We start from the raw sequence: 19773 nt of genomic DNA on the forward strand, positions 1-19773 counted from the left end.
GTGCGATTGAGCCATCAATCTCATCAACAGGCGCTCCACACGGCCCTCTTGATGGCTATCGTGTGAGAGCAAGCGGTAACAACCTGCTAGGGGGAAAACCGTGGCGCTGAAGCCCGAGCCGACCGCGCCGTTCCACTCGGTGCAGTACGCCCTGCGCGTACTCGAAACGGTCGCCCGCCATACCGGCGGCGTGACCGATGTACAGATCGCGCGTGAGACAGGCCTGCCCGCGGCCCATCTCGCTCCCATGCTCCTCATGCTGCGCCGGGAGGGGTACGTACTGCAGGTGTCCGACGGCGCCTACGCCATCGGGGACTCCCTCGTGCTCCTGGGCTCCGGCGTCGACCGCCAGCAGGCGCTGCAGGACAAGCTCCAGGACACCCTGGACCGGCTGCGGGACTCCGTCGGGGCCGCGGTCTACATCAGCCGGTACGTGGACGGCGAGGTCAGGATCACGCAGTTCGCGGACAGCCCGCGCACCCCCAAGGTCCACGAGTGGGTCGACTTCCGCTCGGCGGCGCACGCCATGGCGGTCGGCAAGTGCCTGCTGACCCAGCTCGACCTCGACGGCCGTCGCGACCACCTGTCCCGGCACAAGATCGCCCGGCTGACGTCGAAGACCATCGTGAACGAGCGGATCCTCTTCTCGAAGCTGGACAGCCAGCCGGCCACGGTGCCCACGCTCGACCTGCAGGAGTACGCCGTCGGCACGGTCTGCGCGGCCGTCCCGATCACGGCGGGAGCCTCGGTGGGCTGCCTCGCCCTGTCCCTGCCCGTGGAGCACGCCCACCGGCTGCGGGCCGCGGCCGACGTGCTGAACCGCAAGGCCGCGCCGCTGCTGCTCTCGCTCACCCTCTGAGGGGGTGGGCGGCCCGCTCCTGTCCGGGCCGCGGACGGGCCCGGAAAACACTTCGGGCGGTTCCCGGTGAACCGGAAACCGCCCGAAGGACAGGTGCGCCGCCAGGGACTCGAACCCCGGACCCGCTGATTAAGAGTCAGCTGCTCTAACCAACTGAGCTAGCGGCGCCTGCTGACAGAGAAAATACTACCTGCTCCTCCGGAGTGCTCAAAACCGCTTCCCGAGCCGCCCTCGCCGGGCCCCTCAGTGACGCCCTCGGCGGCCCCGCCGGAGCCCGGATCAGCGGCTCAGCAGATCGGCCCGCCCCTGGGCCTCGTAGGCGGCCAGGAGCCCCGTGAGGTCCTCCGCCTCCAGGCGCCGGTACGCGTCCTCGCCCGGCGGCCGCCACCAGACCGGGTCGGTGGTCCGGAAGGCCTCGGCGCGCAGGGAGACCCGGTGGACCTTGTTGGTCGCGGTGGTCGGCATGGCGCCGACGACGCGCACGTAGCGCGGGGCCATCTTCGTGCCGAGGTCGGGCTGGGCGGCGAGGAAGGACGCGAACCCCTGCGGGGAGAAGACGGCCCCCTCGCGCAGGGCCACGGCGGCCATGACCTGGTCGCCGGCCACCTCGTCCGGTACGGCGTACACGGCCACGGCGGCCGCCCGGGCCCAGCGGGCCAGGATGTTCTCGATCACCGCGGCGGCCAGGTTCTCGCTGTCGACGCGCAGCCGGTCGTCGGTGCGGCCGGCGAAGTAGAGGAAGCCGTCGGGGTCGCGGAAGAAGAGGTCCCCGGTCCAGTACCAGCCGTCGCGGGTGCGGGCGGCCTCCGCGTCGGGGTTGCGCCAGTAGCCCTCGAAGAGGCTGCGGCCCTTGTTGACCAGCTCGCCGATGGCCTCGGCGCCGTTGAGGAGCCGGCCCCGCGGGTCCAGTACGGCCGGCGGGCACTCGCGGCCCGTCTCCGGGTCGATGACGGCCAGGTCGTCGCCGGCGCCCGCGCGGCCCAGGGCGCCCGGCGGGGTGTCGGGGGTGCGCTGGACGGAGGCGCCGCCCTCGGTGGCCCCGTACCCCTCGACGAGGCGGACCCCGAAGCGCTCGGCGAAGCGGGCCGCGTCGACCGCGCCGGCCTCGGTGCCGAAGCCGAGGCGCAGGGTGTGCGCGCGGTCGTCGGGGCGGGGCGGGGTGGCGAGGAGGTACTGCACCGCGCGGCCTACGTAGGTGAAGTACGTCGCCCCGTAGGCCCGTACGTCGTCCAGGAACGCGGAGGCCGAGAAGCGGCGGCGCAGGGCCACGGCGGCCCCGCCCGCGAGGGCGGGCAGCCAGTCGGCGATGACGGCGTTGCCGTGGAAGAGGGGCATGCAGATGTAGTGGACGTCGTCCGGGGTGACTGAAAAGTGACGTGCGAGCGAAGCGCCGGCGCCGGCCAGGCGGCCCTGGGTGCAGATCGCGGCCTTGGGGGCGCCGGTGGAGCCCGAGGTGAAGTAGAGGAGCAGCCGGGAGGACGGGGTCGGGCCGGGGCCGAGCGTCGCATCGCCGGGCTTCGCGCCCGCGTACGGGGCGAGCAGGGCCTCGTACTCGTCCGAGTCCGTGACGAGGAGCCGTACGCCGGGCAGGTCGAGGCCGCGCAGGAGGGGCAGGTGGACCCGCTCGGTCACCAGGATCCGGCAGTCGGTGTGCAGGATGTCGCGGGCCAGCTCGGGACCGCGCCGGGTGGGGTTGATCCCGGCGACGGCGGCCCCGGCGAGGGCCGCCGCGCCGAGCCAGAACGGGAACTCGGGGGTGTTGTCGAGCAGCACCCCGATGTGCGGCTCCGCCCCCGGCGGCAGCAGGTCGACGAGGAGCGCGGCGCGCGCCGCGGCCTCCCGGGCGGTCCGGTGGTGGCTGAGGACGCCGTCGGCGTACTTCAGGCCGGGCCGGTGGTCGCCCCATTGGCTCGCGATGAGCTCCGCGACGGTTTCGGGTGTCCTCGTTGGCCGCATGCCGCCGGAGAATAGCTGACGTTCCGTCAGAATTGAACGCCGTGGCGGGCCGTGGCGATCAGAACTGGACGTCGGAGCAGGAGTAGAAGGCCATCGGGGTGTCGTTGACGGTCCACACGGCGAGGATCATGTGCCGGCCGGTCTTGCCGCTCGGCATCGTGCCCTGGTGGACGGTGGTCATGGCGGGGCGGGCGCCGTTGTAGGCGACCGTGAGGAAGGGCTGCGGGTCGAGGGCGGCGCGGGTGAGCGGCTTGGTGGAGTCCCAGCCGTTCTTGGTGACGTAGTACCGGAAGTCGGTGGCCGAGTGGTTCGCGGTGAACTGCCAGCGGAAGCCGTAGCTCTGACCGCTGGTCACCGGGGTGGCCGGCCAGGCGCCGCCGCGCGGGTCGTCGAGCTGGGCGAACTCCGGGTGGTTGCCCGCACATATGCGGCCGTCGGCGGGACCGGCCGCGGGGAACCCCTTGAGGCCCTCGACGCTCTGGGGCTCCCACTGGATGGGGCCGCAGTCGGAAACGGTCTTGTTGGCACAGAGCTTCTGGCGGCTGATCGGGGTGTCGGTGTACCCGTGGCTGCTGGCCGTGGGGGCCGTGACGAGCGCGAGGGCGGCGACGACTCCGAGGCCGACGGTGGTGGCGGTGGCCGTGGCGGCGGCCCGCTTGGTTCTGGGCATGCGGAAGGAACGCATGAGGCTGTTGCTCCTTGAACGTGGGGGGATGTCCGGAGAGAGCGTGCGCACGCGTGGGGATGGGCCGTACCGGGTTCGGCGGCACGGCCCGTTCACGAGCTCTGTCTTTAGGTCTAGACCAAGTTCCACAGTATTGACGCGAGTTGGCCATGTCCAGACCAACGGAAGAACGGGTGGTCCGGACCAACCGGATTCCACCCGTTCTTCTGCCCGTTCTCGTGCCCGTTCTCCTGTCGGCCGGCGACGGCCTGTGAAGCCCTACTCGGCGCGGCCCGTGTAGAAGGCGACGGTCAGGTCCTTCACGAGGGCCTTGCGCTCGTAGTCGTCGAGCTCGACGAGCCCGCGCGAGGTGAGCCGGTGGACGGTGTCGTCCACCGCGTCGACGACCGAGGTCAGGACGGTGTCCCGGTGCTTGGCGTCGATCGCCGCGACCCGGCGCCGCCGCATCGCGTCCGCGACCTCGGGGGCGTACTCGATCCGGGTGGGCTGCGCCGAGAACACCTCCACGCCGACCGCCTCGGTCTCGGCCGCCAGCATCCGGGTCAGCGCGTCACCGACGGCCTCGGCGTCGCGCAGGGTCGGGGCGGCCTCGTGGAAGGCGTCGGCGGGAAGCTGGGACAGGACCCGGGCCATGGCCGATTCGACCTGCTCGGCGAGGTAGTCCACGTGGTCGGCGACGGCCAGGGTCGCGCGGGCGGTGTCCTTGACCTGCCAGACCACCTGGACGACGACCTGCAGGGCGAGCCCGCCGGAGTCCACGGCGGGCATCGGGTCGCTGCGCCAGTGCCGCAGCCGGACGTCGACCCGGCGGCGCAGCAGCAGGGGGCTGATCCAGGTCAGGCCGGAGCGGCGGACGGTGCCGCGGTAGCGGCCGAAGAGGGTGAGCACCCAGGCGTGGCCGGCCCGGCCGCGGCCCAGCCCGCCGAGGGCGAGGAGGGCGACGATCCCGAGGAAGGCGAGCGGCGGCCAGAAGTGTGCCTGCAGTCCCCGGTAGGGGCGGGGCTCCGCGCCGAACGCCAGCGCGAGGGAGTCGGGGACGGCCCCGGCCCGCCAGAGCACGACCGCGCAGCCGGCGAGCGCGATCCCGCCGACGGCCACTGCGATCCAGCCGGGGAGCACCGGGCCGCGGTGCTCGTGGAGCCGGTCGTCGCCACGGGGCACGCGGCGGCCGGGGGCGGCCTTGGCCTTCGGCTGGGCCGGATTCGGATTCGGCTCCGGCTCCGGCTCCGGCTCCGACTTCGACTTCGGCTCCGGCTCCGGCTGCCGGGGCTGCGGCTGGGCGGCGCCGCGGAACGGCAGGTGCACCGGCACCTCGGTCACCGCGACCCCGCGCACCCCGGTGACCACGGGGAGGTCCTGCGTATCGTCCTCCGCGATCCGCGCCACGGCCCGCGCGACGACCTCGGCGACCTCTGCCGCCCCGGGCCCGGGGACGACTCCGCCGCCGGTCTCGGGCTGCGGGGTGGTGGCGGTGTCGCCGGTGGAGGCCTCGGCCGTTGCGGCTTCGGCGGGGCCGTCACCTGGGGGGCCGCCGTCACCGGAGCCACCCGGAGCGGGCACGGACCACGTCAACTCCCGCCCCTCGGCCGGGTCGGCCGGGTCGGCCGAAGCGGCGTCTGCCGGCTCGGGCAGGTCCCGTACGGGGTGCGGATCCGCGTACTCGCTCTCCGGGGAGCGACCCTGGACCGCGTGCTGCGGAGCACGGCCGTGCTCGGCGGACGAGCCGGCCTGCCCGGGCAGGTCCCAGGCGGCGGGCGGACCCGCGTGCCGCGGGGCGTGCTCCGCGGCGGCGTACGGGCCCTCGCCGGCAGGCGTCCGCACCACGGCGGCAGGCGCGGCGGCCGGGGGCCAGGCCTCGTCCTGCGGGTGGGGCCGGGCGGATTCGGTGTCGGGGGTCCGCAGCCGGAGCGTGGCCGTACCGGCGTGGGCCGCCTCGTCCTGGGGGTGCGGGATGTCCACCCCCGGCTCGACCTGGGCCCGCGCCGCCGGTACGTCGCTGCGCGCGCTCTCCCCCGCCCGTCCGGCGGGCCCGTGCGGGGCGACGGCCGTGGCCTGCGCCGCCGCGCCCACGGCGACGAGCCCGTCCGCGTCCCGGTCGGCCCCGGCCGGAGCCGGCCGGGAGACGGCTTCGGCGCGTGCGGACCCGGACTGCTCGCCCGCCAGAGCCCAACCGGTGGGCGCGGCCCACTCGGTCACCGCCGCGGCGGGCACGGCCGGCGCGGAGGCCTCGGCCGGCACCGCGTCGGAGGCCACGGCCACGGAGGCCCCGACCCGCCCCGAAGGGACCGGCACGGACGCGGACTGCACGGACGCAGCCCGGTCGGGCGCGGCCGACAGGTACGAGCCCTGCCCGGTACCGGCCTCGGCAGCCGCCCACCTTCCTGCAGCCGGCGCGGACTCGGCACGGTCGTGCTCGGACGGCATGCCCGAGCCCCGCTCGGCACCGGCCTCGGCCGCTGCCCACCCGGCTGCGGCCGACACGGACGCCGCCCGGTCACGCTCGGACGGCATGCCCCGCCCGCCGCCGCCCTCGGCCGAGGCCCAACCGGCAGCGTCCGGCACGGGCATGGACCGGCCAGGCACAGCCGACACGTGCGAGCCCCGCTCCGTACCGGCCCCGGCCTCTACCCACCTTCCAGCAGCCGGCGCGGACGCGGCACGGTCGTGCTCGACCGACATGCCCGAACCCCGCCCGCCGCCGCCCTCGGCCGAGGCCCAACCGGCAACGTCCAACACGGGTGCGACCGGCACGGGCGTGGCCCCGTCGGGCGCGGCTGACAGGTGCGAACCCCGCTCAGCGCCGGCCTCGGCCGAGGCCCAACCGGCAGCGTCCGGCACGGGCGTGGCCCGGCCAGGCACAGCCGACACGTGCGAGCCCCGCTCCGTACCGGCCCCGGCCGCTGCCCACCTTCCAGCAGCCGGCGCGGACTCGGCCCGGGCGGGCGCGGCCGATACGTGCGGGTCCGACTCGGCACCGGATCCGTCGGCTGCCCACCCGGCCTCGGTCGGAGCGGCCCACCAGGGGGCGGCAGCTGCCGGAGCGGCGGCGCCCACCAGGGCGCCGCCCGGCGCAGCCGCATCCGCCGTGGCTTCGGCCGGCGCGGCTCCTGCCAGTGCGGCTTCCGCCGGCACGGCTCCGGCCGTCGCGGCCTCGGGCTGCATCGTCTCGGTCCGTTCCGCTTCGGTCTGGTCCGCCTCCGTCGGAGACGGGGGTGTCGGCCGGGGGGTCGGGTGCGGGGGGATCTGGAAGGTGCCTGTGGTCGATGTGGTGCGCGTGGGGTACATCGTTGCCTCCGTCATGCGAACAGCCGGCGCCAGGTTTCCGGGCCCGGGTAGCCGTTGGCCTCGGCGCCGCGCCAGCCCTGGGCTCGCTGGAACACCTCGACGTTGCGGCGGTCGGCCTCGCCCCAGCGGGGGCCCGGTCCGGCCGTGTAGTTCTTGCCGAAGCCCTTCTTCACCAGCTGGCGGCCAAGGGCGGTGATGGACGGGTGGGACGTGCCCGGCCGGAAGACCGATGCCCCGGGGAAGGCGGGCTTGCCCGCCGGGCCCGGTGCGCCGCCCGTGACCGGCGGGATGTCCTTGCCCTGGTGCTTGGCGAGCAGCCGCCAGGTGGTGGCTCCCGGGATGCCGTCGGCGTCCGCGCCCGTCCAGCCCTGGGCGCGCTGGAAGGCCTCGGTCGCCTGCCGGTCGGCGTCGGACCACTTCGTACCGGCACCCTTCGGGTAGAAGCGCAGCCCGCCGCGGTCGATCAGCATCCGGCCGAGCTGGGCGACGTACGCGTTGTCCGCGCCCGGCCCGAACTTCGACCCGCCGGGGAAGGCGGCCGGGACGGCCGGCGGGCCGCCGGGCGCGGGCGGCTCTCCCGTGGCCGGGGGCTCGGGAACGGCTCCGCCCGCGATCCCGTTGAACCGGTACGGGACGTACTTCGCCGCGTTGGCCCAGTAGCCGTACGGGGTGGCCAGCTTCCGCGTCGTCGGTTTGGTCTGCTCGTAGGCGACGTAGTGCGTGCGCGTCTCGTCCGCCCACCCGCCGAAGAGCACGACGTGCGAGCCCTTGTTGGGGTCGGCCGGGTTGTGGAAGAGCAGCATGTCTCCGGGGAGCAGCTCCTCCTTCGTGATCCGCGTCGCGAACTTGTCGAGGCTGCCGGTCCATTCGTTGGTGCCGAGGTTCCAGGCCATCGAGACGTAGCCGGAGCAGTCCTGCCGGTACCCGTCCGACCAGTACTCGGCCATGCTGTACGGGACCTGCGCGTCCAGCCACAGCTTCGCCCGGTTGATGATCGCCGCCCGGTCGGTCCGCTTCACCGCGGAGGGCGCTCCCGGCAGCCCGGCCGGCTTCGCGGGGGTGCCCTTCGCCCCCTTCGGCCCGTGCAGCGGGGCCCGGCCGCCCTGCGGGGAGCCGGGGTCGTCCAGGGCCACCCGCCCGCCGGGGCCCGGCGCGGCCGTGGCGACGGCCGCTCCGCCGCCGCCGAGGACCACTCCCGCGGCGGTGGCGAGCACCAGCGCGCGGCGGGCTCCGCGCGCGGCCGGGTGTCCGCCGTCGCGCAGCGGTATGGCCCGGGCACGCGCGAGGGTGCGACGGCGCCGGGCGCAGCCTTGGCACGGGCAGTCGCCGGCGGGCTCGTACTCCTCGAAGGAGGGCAGCGGCATCGATGTCACCTGGAACCTCCGAGAGTGCCCCGGCCTTCCGGCCAGGGAGGAATCGGAATCCTGCGGAGCAGGGCAGGAAACTCCGTTTCACCCCCGCGGCTAAACAGTGCTCGGTAAGGTGCGTGTCGTGCGTTGCGAGAACCAAGCGCGTACGACGTGCTGAGCGAGAACCAAGCCAGTGCAGCAACCTCCAAAACTTCATACACCCGGGCTGGTTTCAACCCGGCTGGTGTTGATCGCGGAAGACTCGGTCGCTCGCTGAGCGACCGAGCAGCGTGAGCCAGGAATCCCCCTGCTTCGGCTGGGGGAGGATTCAATTCGTACACATGCGTCAGAGACTGCATCGTCATGCGGTTCCGTCCATTCCACTGGTCGGCCGGGACCGCATCTGGCGGGGCATCAGATCCGGCTTGGCCCAGACATATCGTGCACGACAAACCCCCTAAACATGGGTTAATCGGACAGAACGCGCGCGGCTTGTCACGAGCACCCGCAGCGGTGGGGTAGAGTTTTCCCTGTCACCAAGCGCCGCTAGCTCAGTTGGTTAGAGCAGCTGACTCTTAATCAGCGGGTCCGGGGTTCGAGTCCCTGGCGGCGCACAGACGCAAAGAAGCCCCTCGCAGCTCTCGCTGCGAGGGGCTTCTTCGTATGCGCCGGTCGGTCCGGACCGGGGCTGCGGTCCGCGGCTTCAGACCGCCGTTCCGGGGCGGACTCCGACGCCCGTCAGGTACGCCGACACGACCACGTTCGCCGAGTACTGCTTGGCCGCCTTGTCGTAGCTGCCGCCGCAGGTCACCAGCCGCAGTTCGGCCCTGCCGCGGACCTTGGGCCCGTAGACCTTGGCGGGATCGAAGTCCGCGCGCTCGTGGACCCGTACGTCCTCGATCGTGAACTCCGCCACCGAGCCGTCGGCCCGCAGCACGCGCACCTTGTCGCCCGTCTTCGCCGAGCTCAGGCCGTAGAACACCGCGGGCTTGGACCGCGTGTCCACGTGCCCGACCAGCAGCGCGGTCCCGGCCGTGCCGGGCTGGGCGCCGCCGCGCCACCAGCCGACCGTGCCCGGGTTCTCGTACGGGGGCGCTTCGATCGCCCCCTGTGCGTCGAGGTCCCGGACCATCACCGGGGCCTGGACGCCCAGGGACGGTACGTCCACCCGCGCGGGCGCGGCCGGCCCGAGCGGGGTGTGCGCCGCGGGCATGCCGGGGGCGGCCGGTCCCCCGGCCTGGCCGGGCAGGGGTATCGCCACGCCGGTGATCTCACGGCCCCACAGCCACAGGCCGAGGACCAGCACCGACCAGGCGGCGAAGGTCAGCAGCCGGGAGCCGCCGGAGCTCCTCGGCTCGCCGCTCACCCGATCACCCGGTCACTCGCCGCTTCGGCGGCGGCGCAGGGTCAGCGCCCGGCCGGCGACCGCGAGGGTGGCTGCGGCGGCGAGTACGGCGCCGATCACCGTGTGCGGCAGGCCCGGGCCGTCGCCCTCGGTGCTCTTCTTCGCCGCCGCGGCGAGCTGCGCGGAGTCGGCGGCCTTGGCGGCCTCGGCCGCGCCCGCCGCCTTCGACTTCGCGGCGATCTCCTCGGACATGCCGCCGCCGCCCGCGTGGACCGGCCAGACGGGTGTGTGGTGGGGGTTGGGGCGGTGCTCCCGGCGGCGCTCGATCTCGATCGTGCCCCACTCGCGTTCGCCGCCGCGGCCACCGCACTTGATCTTGATGTCGTGGCGGCCCGGCTCCGCCCAGGAGCGGATCATCGCGTCGCCCCACAGGGTGCGGCGGTCGTCGCGGCCGGTGGAGAGCCTGACCTCGGAGACGAAGACGACGGACGAGGCGACGGCCCAGTCCTCCTCGCAGCCGCGGACGCGCAGTTTGACCTGCGCCCCCGGTTCCGCCGGATTGGGGTCGGCCGAGACGCTGCCGCGGTCACGGTTCCAGTCGTCCTCCCCCGCGAAGGCGAGGGGAGCGGTCACGGCGGACAGGGCCGTCAGGGCGACGGCCACCCCGGTGACACGGAGAGCGAGCAAATCACTGCGCATGGTGAACCTCCTCAACAAGGAGATTCACGCGCGGCGCGCCGCTCCGCATCCGGAGCGGCGCCCTCTTGGCCCGTACGTGTCAGCCGTACGCGCTAAACCAGATCGACCAGATCGGCGATGGAGTCGAAGGTGTGGGTCGGGCGGTACGGGAACTTCTCGGTGTCCTCGACCGACGTCAGACCGGTCAGCACGAGGAAGGTCTGCATGCCCGCCTCCAGCCCGGCGAGGATGTCGGTGTCCATCCGGTCGCCGATCATCGCGCTGCTGTGGGAGTGCGCGCCGATGGCGTTCAGCCCGGTCCGCATCATCAGCGGGTTGGGCTTGCCGGCGAAGTACGGCTTCTTGCCGGTCGCCTTGGTGATCAGCGCGGCGACCGCGCCCGTGGCGGGCAGCGGGCCCTCGGTGGAGGGGCCGGTCTCGTCCGGGTTGGTGCAGATGAAGCGGGCGCCCGCGTTGATCAGGCGGACCGCCTTGGTCATGGCCTCGAAGCTGTACGTCCGGGTCTCGCCCAGGACGACGTAGTCCGGCTCGTGGTCGGTCAGGACGTAGCCGATGTCGTGCAGGGCCGTGGTGAGGCCGGCCTCGCCGATGACGTACGCGGTGCCGCCCGGACGCTGGTCGTCGAGGAACTTCGCGGTGGCCAGGGCCGAGGTCCAGATGTTCTCCACCGGGACCGACAGGCCCATACGGCTCAGCCGGGCCTGGAGGTCGCGCGGGGTGTAGATGGAGTTGTTGGTCAGCACGAGGAAGGGCTTTCCGGACTCGCGCAGCCGGTTGATGAAGGCGGCGGCGCCGGGGATCGGGGTGCCCTCGTGGATGAGGACCCCGTCCATGTCGGTGAGCCAGGATTCGATCGGCTTGCGCTCTGCCACTGGACTGTTCTCCGCTCTCGGTGGCGTCTGACCTCGGCGACCTCTGGTCTCTACCACCTTATCCGGGCCGGACCGCGGACGCGTGGGGCGTCCACGGCCCGGACCGCACGGCGGAACGGACCCCGGCGAAGGCCCTTCGAGGGCCCGTCGAAGGACCTTCGAGGACCCCCAGGGCCTCCGCCGGAGGTTCCCGCCGAAGGCCGCGTACCGGCCTGAAGCGACCTCAGCCGAGCTTGACGTTGTCCACGGTCCAGTACCAGTTGTTGCTGCCGGTGTAGCGGAAGCGGACCTGGACGTCGGTGGCGCCGGCCGGGACCTGGAGCGCGATCGACTCGGACTTGGCGACCGCGTCGGCGGTGTAGCTCTTGACGACCGACGGGGCGGCGCCGTTGTAGGAGACCAGGACCTGGGCGGTCTGGCCGGACTCCTGGCGGTAGTGGGTCTGGAAGGTCAGGTTCTTCGTGGTGCCGCCGGTGACCGCCCACTTGGGGGTGATGAGGGTGGAGTCGTAGGAGCCGGTGTGGCTCTTGTCGTCCCACTCGTCGGAGTCGGCGACGGCGAACACGTCACGGGAGCGGACGTTCAGCTCGCGCCACTGGTCGCGCTGCGACTGGCTCCAGAACTCGTCGGTCGCGAAGGCCCATCCGGCCCACTCGGTGACACCGCCCGTGCCCATCTTGGAGTTGTCGACGGACCAGCCGGCCGGCGGGGTGTGCGTGAAGCCCTTGGTGGCGACCGGGATGCCCGTCTCGTCCACGCGCGCCTGGAGGTTCGGGCGCAGGGTGTCGAAGGCGTCGCCGTCGTCCGGGGCGTCCACCGAGATGCCGTCGATGGCGGAGCCGGGGTTGACCCCGACCTGGGCGAGTGCGGTCGCCGCGACGTCGACGAGCTTCACGTCGTTGCGGACCGAACCGGCGGGAATGCCCGCGCCCTTGGCGAGGACGAAGGTGCCGCGCTCCTGGATGGTGGAGCCGCCGTGGCCGCCGGTGTTGGTGTGGCCGTGGTCGGTGGTGACCAGGATCTTCCAGTTCTCCTGGGCGTAGGTCGGGCGGTTCTGGACGGCCGTGAGGAGCTGGCCGACGAGGACGTCGACGCGGGCGACGGTGTCCAGGTACTGCTGGCTGGCGGCGCCGTAGGAGTGGCCGGCCGCGTCGATCTCGCCGAGGTAGACGAAGGCGGCGTCCGGGTTCTGGGTGCGCAGCTCGGTGGCGGCCGCCGAAGCGATCTTCGGGTCCTCGCCCCGGTAGCCGTCCCGGTCGCCCTTGAGGGAGAGGCGCTTGTCGACCTTGGCCGAGAAGATCGGGCCGTTCTGGTCGGTGGAGGTGATGGGCTCCCAGTCGGCCGCCGCGTACGTGTTGAGCGCCGGGTTGGCGTTCTCGATGCGGGTCAGGAAGTCCGGGTAGGCCGTGTAGTTCTTGCCGGTGAAGGAGTTGTCCTTCACGCCGTGCTTGTCGGGCCAGACGCCGGTGGCGATGGTGGACCAGCCGGGGCCCGAGGAGGTGGCGCCCATCGGGTTCGCGTACAGGGTGCTCTTGGCGGTCAGGCCCTGGGCCATCAGGCCGTTCAGGTGCGGGGCGTTGGCGACCTTGACGCGGTCGAGGACCGCGCCGTCGAGGCCGATGACGAGCACCTTGTTCGTGGCGGCAGCCTCGGCGGCGGCGGGTGCGGCCGTCGCGGCGTGGGCGCCGAGGCCGGTGGCGAGCAGGACCGTGGCGGTGGCGGCCACGGCGAGGGTCCGTCCGGACAGGACAGTGGACACGTACTCCTCCGGGAGTAATCGTGGGGAAGGCGCAGGGGACGTACGGGGCGTGCGGGCGTACGGTCGTGCGTCAGCGCGAGCGAGCGTACGGCGGGGCCGGACCGAAGGCGAGGTTCGGTCCAGACCCGTTATCCATGCGTCACTCTTCCGGTCGTGGGTGACCGGGAGGCGACCAGTCAGCTTCCGGTGGCCGACTTCCACGCGTCGACGTAGCCGGTGAGGTTCTTGTCGATGTCGGCCCAGTCCGGCTCGAAGATCTCGACTCCGGTCATGAGCTTGGTGAGTTCGACGGCGTTGGCGTCGGTGGGCTTGACGTCCGTGCGGGCGGGGAAGCCGCCGCCGACACCGCTGACCAGCTTCTGGGCGTCCTCGCTGAGCAGGTAGTCGAGGAGCTTCTTGCCGTTCTCGGTGTGCGGGGCCTTGTCGACGAGGCCGGCCGCGTACGGGAGGGAGAAGGTGGTGGGCTTGCCGCCGTCCTTGGCGGGGAACCAGATGCCGATGTTCGGCATGGACTTGGACTGCGCGAAGTTCATCTGGACGTCGCCGTTGGCGACGAGGAGCTCGCCCTTGTCGGTCTTCGGCGCGAGCTTGCTGGTGGAGGAGGACGGGCCGACGTTGTTGGCCTGGAGCTTCTTCAGGTACTCGTTCGCGGGCTCCTTGCCGCCGAAGTCGTGCATCGCCTTGATGAGCACGGCGGTTCCGTCGCCCGCGACGCCGGGGGTGGAGTACTGGAGCTTGCCCTTGAACTTGGGGTCCAGCAGCTCTTCCCAGGTCTTGGGGGCCGCCGCCAGCTCCTTCTTGTTGTAGATGAAGCCGAAGTAGTTGTTGACGACCGAGGTCCACTTGCCGTCGGAGGACTTGTTCGCCCCGTTGACCTTGTCGGCGCCCTGCGGGGTGTAGGCCTGGAGGAGGCCCTTGCCGTCGGCCTGCTGGATGAACGGGGGCAGCGTGATCAGCACGTCGGCCTGCGTGTTGGTCTTCTCGCGGACGGCGCGCTGCACCATCTCGCCCGAGCCGCCCTCCACGTACTTGACCTCGATGCCGGTCTTCTTCGTGAAGTCGGCGAAGACCTTGTCGTACCAGCCGTCGCCCTTGTCGCTCTTGAGCCCGTCGGCGCTGTAGACGGTGACGACCTTCTCGCCGCCGCCCTTGCCCGCGGCGGAGCCGGCGGAGTCGGCGGAGGAGCCACCGCAGGCGGTGAGGCCGGCGGCGAGGGCGAGGCTGCCGGTGACGGCGGCGGTGATGCGGAGGTATCTGTTGCTGGGCATGGAACTTCCTCACGGGGAAAGGGAGTCGGCAGGGGAATCAGCGGGGTGGAGCGGCGGGGTGGAGCGTCAGGGTGAAGCGGCGGGTCTAGCGGTACGTGGCCTTGGTGCGGACACGCGAGACGGCCAGCAGGACCAGCAGGGTGGTGGCCATCAGGACCACGGCGACGGCGGAGCCGCTGAAGAGCGAGCCGCGGTCGGTGGCGGTGAAGATGCGGACGGGCAGGGGCATCCAGTCCGGCGGGTAGAGCATCATCGTGGCGCTCAGCTCGCCCATGGACAGGGCGAAGCAGAGTCCGGCCGCCGCGGTGAGCGACGGCAGCAGGAGGGGGAGCTTGACCCGCCACAGCACGTACGCGGGGCGGGCGCCCAGGGAGGCCGCGGCCTGCTCGTACGCGGGGTCGAGACGCACGATGGCAGCCGAAACCGACTGGTAGGCGAACGCCGTGACAAGAATCGTGTGCGCCAGGATCACGATCGAGCTGGTGCCGTTGAGGAGCAGCGGCGGCTTGCTGAAGGCGACGAGCACGGCGAGGCCGACGACCACGGACGGCACGGCGACGGGCAGCATGAACAGCGCGTCCAGGGAGCTCTTTCCGCGCTTTCGGAGCCCGGCGGCGGCAAGCGCCGCCCAGGTGCCGACGGTGAGCGCGATCAGGCTGGCGGCGAGGGCGGTGAGCAGCGAGGTGGTCAGCGCCTGGAGGGACTCGCCGCGGACGGCGGCGGCGTAGTTCTCGGTGGTGGGGCCGGAGGGGAAGGCCCCGGACCAGTGCGTCGAGAAGGACGCGGCGACCACGACGAGCAGGGGCAGGGCGAAGAGGGGCAGGAAGAGGATGCCGAAGAGGCTCCAGGCGGCCCAGCGGCCGCTCTTGCTATGCACCAGCACGCTTGCTCACCACCCGGTAGAGGCCGAACAGGCCGACGGAGATCACGATGTTGACGACGGCGACGACGCAGGCGGCGGCGTAGTCGGATTCGAGGATCGCCTTGCCGTAGATGAGCATCGGGAGCGTGGTGACGTCCTTGGCTCCGGTGAACAGGACGATCCCGAACTCGTTGAGGCACATGACGAGGACGAGGCTGCCGCCGGCGGCGAGCGCCGGGAGGGCCTCGGGGAGGATCACCCGCCGGATGATGCGGCCGGGCTTCGCGCCGAGGGAGGAGGCCACCTCCAGCTGGGCGGTGTCCAGTTGGGAGAAGGCGGCGAGCAGCGGGCGCATCACGAAGGGTGTGAAGTAGGTGATCTCCGCAAGGAGGACGCCCCAGGGGGTGGTCAGGAAGTGGAAGGGCCCCTCGGCGACGCCGAAGGTGTCGGTCCACAGGCCGTTGGCCATGCCGACCGTGCCGTAGACGAAGAGGAGGGCGAGGGTGATGAGGAAGGAGGGGAAGGAGAGGAAGACGTCGATGAACTTGGCCACGGCGCGCGCCCCGGGGAACGGGACGAAGGCGATGACCAGCGCGAGCGCGAAGCCGAGGACCAGGCAGCCGGCGGTGGCGCCGACGGCGAGCCAGACCGTGGTGCCGAGGGCTTCGCGGAAGGAGTGCGAGGCGAAGACGGAGGCGTAGGCGTCGAAGGTGCCGCCCCCGTTCTCGGGGGACAGGGACTGCTGGACGACCAGCGCGAGGGGGTAGAGGAAGATCGCTGCGAGTACGGCGACGGGAGGCACGGTCCACAGCCAGCCGGGAACGCTACGGGGCCCGCGTGCGGCCTTCGCCGCGAAGCCGTCGGGGGCTCCGGCCGGGCCTTCGGTCGTGCCGGGGGCAGGGCTTCGTACGGGCTGGTGGGGTATGACCGCGGCTTCGGGGTCGGCTGCCGGCCCGGGTGCGGGGGCGTGCCCAGGGTCAGGGGCGGGGGCGCGCCGGTCCGTGGCCTCAGGCATCGGACACCGCTGCGGCCAGCAGCACCGCGTCCCGCGGCTCGAAGTGCAGGGTGACCCGGTCGCCCAGCGCCGGGGTTTCGCGCAGTTCGGGCAGGTCCGCCTTGACCCGGTGGCCCTCGATGTCCACGTAGAGCCGGTGGGTCGAGCCGCGCCACTGCACCTCGGTGATGGTCCCGCTCAGCGCGTTGGGGCCGGCGCCGAGGCCGAGCAAGTGCGGGCGTACGCACAGGGTGGCGCTCGCTCCGGCGGCCGCGCGCCCGGGGTCGAGGGTGAGGGGGTGCCCGGCGAAGAGCGCGCCGCCGTCGGCGACGGTGACGGGCAGCAGGTTGGCGTTGCCGACGAAGGAGGCGGTGAACTCGGTGCGCGGGGCCCGGTACAGCTCCTGCGGGGTGCCGCAGTCCTGGAGGCGGGCCTGGTCCATGACGGCGATCCGGTCGGCCAGGGTCAGCGCCTCGACCTGGTCGTGGGTGACGTAGAGGATGGAGACGTCGGGGAGTTCGCGGTGCAGGCGGGCCAGTTCGGCGAGCATCCCGGAGCGCAGTTGCGCGTCGAGCGCGGACAGCGGCTCGTCGAGCAGGAGGACCCCGGGGCGGATGGCGAGGGCGCGGGCGATGGCCACGCGCTGCTGCTGCCCGCCGGAGAGCTCGCGGGGGTAGCGCTTGGCGTAGGCCGCCATCCCGGTCATCTCCAGGGCCTCGGCGACGCGGCCGGGGATCTCCGCCTTGGGCGCCTTCTGGGCGCGCAGGCCGAAGGCGACGTTGTCGGCGACGCGCATGTGCGGGAACAGCGCGTACTGCTGGACGACCATGCCGATGCCGCGCTTGTGCGGCGGGAGCGCGGTGACGTCCCGGCCGCCGATCAGGATCCGGCCCGAGGCGGGCCGGACGAAGCCGGCGACCGCGCGCAGGGCCGTGGTCTTGCCGGAGCCGGAGGGGCCGAGCAGCGCCATGACCTCGCCGGGCTCGACGGTCAGGTCGAGGGAGTCCAGGACGGTGGTGCCGCCGTAGGCGACCGAGACGGAGTCGAAGCGGATGCCGCTCACGCGCCGGGCTCCCCTGCCAGGACTGCGGGGAGGTCGGCGACGGAGGCCAGGACGTGGGTGGCGCCGTGCCCGGTCAGGGCGGCGCGGTCGTGGGCGCCGGTGAGGACGCCCGCCACGATGCCGGCGCCGGAGCGGACGCCGCTGAGCATGTCGTACGAGGTGTCGCCGGCGACCACGACCTCGCGTACGTCGGCCACGGCGCCGGTGCGCAGGAAGGCGGCCAGCACCATGTCCGGGTAGGGCCGGCCGCGGCCGCCCGCGTCGGCGGGGCACAGGGTGAGGTCGGCCAGGTCCTGCCAGCCGAGGGCGTCGAGGATGGCGTCCTGGGTGACGCGGGCGAAGCCGGTGGTCAGGGCCACGGTGCGGCCGTCGGCGCGGAGCTTCTCGATGGCCTCGCGGGCGCCGGGGATCGGGGCGATGAGGCCGCCGTCCACGAGTTCCCCGTAGGCCTCCTCGAAGGCGGAGTTGGCGCGCTGGGCGAGGTCCTCGGCGCCGAAGAGGTGGCGGAAGACGGAGATCTTCGACTCGCCCATGGTGTCGCGGACGTAACGGAGCTTGGTGGCGTGGTCGGCGCTGCCCGGCTCGACGCCGAGGCGCTCGGCGGCCCGCTCGAAGGCGCGTTCGACGAGGCCGCCGTCGGCGACGGTGGTGCCGGCCATGTCGAGGACGATCAGGCCGTGCTCGCGCGTGATGTGGGGGGTGTTGGTGTCGGTCATGGCGCTTACCAGCCCAGTTCGTTCGCGGTGGTTTCGGCTATGGCGGGCGAGCAGGTCATGCCCCGGCCGCCGGGCCCGGTCACCAGCCAGACGCCGTCGGCCACCTGCTGGCGGTGGACGACGCGGGTGGTGTCGGTGCACTGCGCGTACACGCCCGCCCAGCGGTGCCTGATCTGCGGCAGCGGGCGGCCCAGGAAGGACTCGACGACCCCGGTGAGGTGCGTGTACGGGTCTTCGAGGGTGTCGAACGCGAAGGGGTGCTCGTACTCGTGGGTGTCGCCGATGGTCAGTCCGCCGTCCTGCCGCTGCACCATCAGGAGCTGCATCTTGTGCGCGGCGGCGATCGGCGCCTGGGCCTGCTCGGCGTTGAGTTCGTCGAGGGCTTCGCTCTTGTAGGCGGGGTAGTAGCGGAAGCTGTCGGCGTCGGCGACCGAGGTCGTCAGGGTCTCGCCGAGCGGGGCGGTCTGCATCATCTGCAGCCGGACGCGGCGCACGGGCAGGTCGGGGACCAGCTCGCGGACCAGTCCGGAGAGCCAGGCGCCGGTGGCGAGGACGACGGCGTCGCCCTGGTGGACCTCGCCGTGGTCGTCGCGGACGGCTCCGTTGCCGACGACCTCGCGCACTTCCCGTCCGGGGAGGAAGGTGTAGCGGCCGGAGGCCCTCAGGGCTTCGCGCAGGTGGAGCTGTGCGGTGCGCGGCTCCACGGCCGCGTCCCGCTCGCACCACAGGGCGGCCTCGAACGCGCCGCGCAGGGCGGGGTTGATCGCCCGGGCCTCCTCGGCGGTGACCAGCTTGTAGCCGCGGGCGGCGGCGTCGGGGCGGGCCACGGCGGCCTCGGCGACGGCGTGCTCGCGGGAGTTGCGTACCGGGGTCAGGGAGCCGATGGCGCGGAAGCCCAGGCCGGGCACCCGCTCACCGATGGCCTCCCAGAGCTCGCGGGCCCGCAGGGCGGTGTCGAGCTCCTCGCCCCCGGCCCGTCCGCTGACCCAGATCTGGCCGAAATTGCGCAATGACGCGCCGCGGGCCTCCGCCTCTCGCTCGATCTGGACGACCTCGTGGCCGCGTTCCACTGCTTGCCAGGCGTGCATGGTGCCTACCACGCCGCCTCCGACGACTATGACTCTCACGTGCTCCAAGGTGGCGGCGGCCCGTGACCCGGGAGGATCCCCCGGGCGACGCCCCGGTGAACAGCCTCCAACGCTTGGACTAGACCCGTTACCGTTCCGTGATGCGAGTTCGTCCTCTTTCGTGTCATACGGGGGGCTTGGGGCGGGACTATTCGGGCCGCAGGTGGGTCGTGAAGCTGAACCGGTCACCACGGTAGAGAGAACGCACCCGCTCCAGCGGCCTGCCGTCCTGATCCCGGGAGAAACGGTGGATGAGCAGCATCGGGAGCGCGGGCGGGGTGCCGATCAACAGGGCTTCACGGGGCGTGGCGAGCACCGTTTCCAGCTTCTCGTCGGCGTCGCCGAAGGAGATGCCGAGGCTGTCGTGGAGGTATCCGTAGAAGGAGGAGTCCGGCTGGAAATCGATGTCGAGGCGGGGTGCGCGGGCGACCCGGACGTACGTGCTCTCCAGCCCGACCCGCTCCTCGTCGGCGAGCAGCACCCGCTCCAGGTGCCAGACCGGCTCCCCGGGCTCGGCGCCGATGCCGGGGGCCACGGGGGCCGGGCAGGGGAAGCGTTCGAGTCCGATCAGATGGCGCCCCGGGGTGCGCCCCTGACGGCGTACGCCCTCGGTGTAACTCGCCAGCGACAGGGGCTGTTCGAGCTTCGGCCCGGCGGCGACGGTGCCGCGGCCCGAGCGGCGCAGCCGGCCTTCCAGCAGCAGCTCGCGCAGGGCCTGGCGGACGGTCTCGCGGGAGACCTCGTACTGCTCGGCGAGATCGCGCTCAGTGGGGAGGAGTCCCCCCTCGCCGAGTTCGTCGAGCAGCCCGGCGATGCGGGCCTTGACGGCGTAGTACTTGGGGATGCGGCCGTGCTCGGGGATGCCGGAGCGGACGGGCAGGCCGGGCTGGTGGTGGTGCGCGTAGGCGGTCGGTTCTTCCACGCTCGGACTCTA

The 19773-nt window shown here is 72.7% G+C and carries 16 protein-coding genes and 2 tRNA genes; 2 read left to right on the forward strand and 16 right to left on the reverse strand.

Features of this window, described 5'->3' with window-relative positions; genetic code table 11:
- The first annotated feature begins 100 nt into the window (after nucleotides 1-100).
- On the forward strand, nucleotides 101-859 hold the full coding sequence (locus tag ACODT5_RS32070; RefSeq protein ID WP_422522623.1) for an IclR family transcriptional regulator: 759 nt from the start codon (nucleotides 101-103) through the stop codon (nucleotides 857-859).
- 94 nt (nucleotides 860-953) lie between these two features.
- On the opposite strand, the gene ACODT5_RS32075 is transcribed toward ACODT5_RS32070, so the two are convergent.
- The 5 genes from ACODT5_RS32075 to ACODT5_RS32095 form a co-directional block, all read right to left on the reverse strand.
- Nucleotides 954-1027 (reverse strand) — tRNA-Lys (locus tag ACODT5_RS32075).
- 111 nt (nucleotides 1028-1138) lie between these two features.
- Nucleotides 1139-2815, reverse strand: a complete 1677-nt coding sequence (locus tag ACODT5_RS32080; protein WP_422522624.1) for an AMP-binding protein — start codon at nucleotides 2813-2815, stop codon at nucleotides 1139-1141.
- A gap of 58 nt (nucleotides 2816-2873) precedes the next feature.
- Nucleotides 2874-3500 (reverse strand): lytic polysaccharide monooxygenase auxiliary activity family 9 protein, encoded by a 627-nt coding sequence (locus tag ACODT5_RS32085; protein ID WP_422522625.1) that lies wholly within the window; start codon nucleotides 3498-3500, stop codon nucleotides 2874-2876.
- Nucleotides 3501-3758: 258 nt separating this feature from the next.
- Complete coding sequence (locus tag ACODT5_RS32090; protein ID WP_422522626.1) at nucleotides 3759-6785, reverse strand: SPFH domain-containing protein; 3027 nt, start codon at nucleotides 6783-6785, stop codon at nucleotides 3759-3761.
- An 11-nt stretch (nucleotides 6786-6796) separates the two neighbouring features.
- The gene (locus tag ACODT5_RS32095; protein WP_422525104.1) at nucleotides 6797-8149 is read right to left on the reverse strand and encodes a peptidoglycan-binding protein; all 1353 of its coding nucleotides are present in this window, start codon (nucleotides 8147-8149) and stop codon (nucleotides 6797-6799) included.
- A 525-nt stretch (nucleotides 8150-8674) separates the two neighbouring features.
- On the opposite strand from ACODT5_RS32095, the gene ACODT5_RS32100 reads away from it, so the two are divergent.
- A tRNA-Lys gene (locus ACODT5_RS32100) sits at nucleotides 8675-8748 on the forward strand.
- Nucleotides 8749-8837: 89 nt separating this feature from the next.
- Here the strand turns inward: ACODT5_RS32100 and ACODT5_RS32105 are convergent.
- The 11 genes from ACODT5_RS32105 to ACODT5_RS32155 all read right to left on the reverse strand — a co-directional run bounded on the left by ACODT5_RS32105 (nucleotide 8838) and on the right by ACODT5_RS32155 (nucleotide 19761).
- The gene (locus ACODT5_RS32105; protein ID WP_422522627.1) at nucleotides 8838-9500 is read right to left on the reverse strand and encodes a class F sortase; all 663 of its coding nucleotides are present in this window, start codon (nucleotides 9498-9500) and stop codon (nucleotides 8838-8840) included.
- A 12-nt stretch (nucleotides 9501-9512) separates the two neighbouring features.
- Nucleotides 9513-10178, reverse strand: coding sequence for a hypothetical protein (locus tag ACODT5_RS32110; protein WP_422522628.1), 666 nt, complete (start codon nucleotides 10176-10178; stop codon nucleotides 9513-9515).
- A 92-nt stretch (nucleotides 10179-10270) separates the two neighbouring features.
- Nucleotides 10271-11050 (reverse strand): HAD-IIA family hydrolase, encoded by a 780-nt coding sequence (locus tag ACODT5_RS32115; protein ID WP_422522629.1) that lies wholly within the window; start codon nucleotides 11048-11050, stop codon nucleotides 10271-10273.
- Nucleotides 11051-11273: 223 nt separating this feature from the next.
- Complete coding sequence (locus ACODT5_RS32120) at nucleotides 11274-12809, reverse strand: alkaline phosphatase family protein (protein ID WP_422522630.1); 1536 nt, start codon at nucleotides 12807-12809, stop codon at nucleotides 11274-11276.
- Between the two features lie 176 nt (nucleotides 12810-12985).
- Entirely contained in the window at nucleotides 12986-14077 is a 1092-nt protein-coding gene (locus ACODT5_RS32125) for a 2-aminoethylphosphonate ABC transporter substrate-binding protein (protein ID WP_422522631.1), read from the reverse strand.
- Nucleotides 14078-14162: 85 nt separating this feature from the next.
- Nucleotides 14163-14960, reverse strand: a complete 798-nt coding sequence (locus tag ACODT5_RS32130; protein ID WP_422522632.1) for an ABC transporter permease — start codon at nucleotides 14958-14960, stop codon at nucleotides 14163-14165.
- Nucleotides 14947-15954 (reverse strand): 2-aminoethylphosphonate ABC transporter permease subunit, encoded by a 1008-nt coding sequence (locus tag ACODT5_RS32135; protein ID WP_422522633.1) that lies wholly within the window; start codon nucleotides 15952-15954, stop codon nucleotides 14947-14949. Before ACODT5_RS32135 ends, ACODT5_RS32130 begins: the two co-directional genes overlap by 14 nt.
- Nucleotides 15947-16996: an ABC transporter ATP-binding protein gene (locus tag ACODT5_RS32140; protein ID WP_422522634.1), complete on the reverse strand. Its 1050-nt coding sequence runs from the start codon at nucleotides 16994-16996 to the stop codon at nucleotides 15947-15949. The genes ACODT5_RS32135 and ACODT5_RS32140 overlap by 8 nt, the downstream gene beginning before the upstream one ends.
- Complete coding sequence (locus tag ACODT5_RS32145) at nucleotides 16993-17712, reverse strand: phosphonatase-like hydrolase (RefSeq protein ID WP_422522635.1); 720 nt, start codon at nucleotides 17710-17712, stop codon at nucleotides 16993-16995. Before ACODT5_RS32145 ends, ACODT5_RS32140 begins: the two co-directional genes overlap by 4 nt.
- Before the next feature lie 5 nt (nucleotides 17713-17717).
- On the reverse strand, nucleotides 17718-18839 hold the full coding sequence (locus ACODT5_RS32150) for a TIGR03364 family FAD-dependent oxidoreductase (protein ID WP_422522636.1): 1122 nt from the start codon (nucleotides 18837-18839) through the stop codon (nucleotides 17718-17720).
- Nucleotides 18840-18987: 148 nt separating this feature from the next.
- Nucleotides 18988-19761: a GntR family transcriptional regulator gene (locus ACODT5_RS32155; protein ID WP_422522637.1), complete on the reverse strand. Its 774-nt coding sequence runs from the start codon at nucleotides 19759-19761 to the stop codon at nucleotides 18988-18990.
- Nucleotides 19762-19773: the final 12 nt, after the last annotated feature.

This window comes from Streptomyces tatrensis (genome assembly GCF_049310065.1).
Taxonomy (GTDB): Bacteria; Actinomycetota; Actinomycetes; order Streptomycetales; family Streptomycetaceae; genus Streptomyces.

What these genes read in the sequence shown, in the direction of transcription:
- ACODT5_RS32095 (WP_422525104.1), bottom strand. Translation starts at nt 8,149, where the DNA reads ATGCCGCTGCCCTCCTTCGAGGAGTACGAGCCCGCCGGCGACTGCCCG.
- ACODT5_RS32110 (WP_422522628.1), bottom strand. Translation starts at nt 10,178, where the DNA reads ATGCGCAGTGATTTGCTCGCTCTCCGTGTCACCGGGGTGGCCGTCGCC.
- ACODT5_RS32125 (WP_422522631.1), bottom strand. Translation starts at nt 14,077, where the DNA reads ATGCCCAGCAACAGATACCTCCGCATCACCGCCGCCGTCACCGGCAGC.
- ACODT5_RS32080 (WP_422522624.1), bottom strand. Translation starts at nt 2,815, where the DNA reads ATGCGGCCAACGAGGACACCCGAAACCGTCGCGGAGCTCATCGCGAGC.
- ACODT5_RS32135 (WP_422522633.1), bottom strand. Translation starts at nt 15,954, where the DNA reads ATGCCTGAGGCCACGGACCGGCGCGCCCCCGCCCCTGACCCTGGGCAC.
- ACODT5_RS32085 (WP_422522625.1), bottom strand. Translation starts at nt 3,500, where the DNA reads ATGCGTTCCTTCCGCATGCCCAGAACCAAGCGGGCCGCCGCCACGGCC.
- ACODT5_RS32145 (WP_422522635.1), bottom strand. Translation starts at nt 17,712, where the DNA reads ATGACCGACACCAACACCCCCCACATCACGCGCGAGCACGGCCTGATC.
- ACODT5_RS32090 (WP_422522626.1), bottom strand. Translation starts at nt 6,785, where the DNA reads ATGTACCCCACGCGCACCACATCGACCACAGGCACCTTCCAGATCCCC.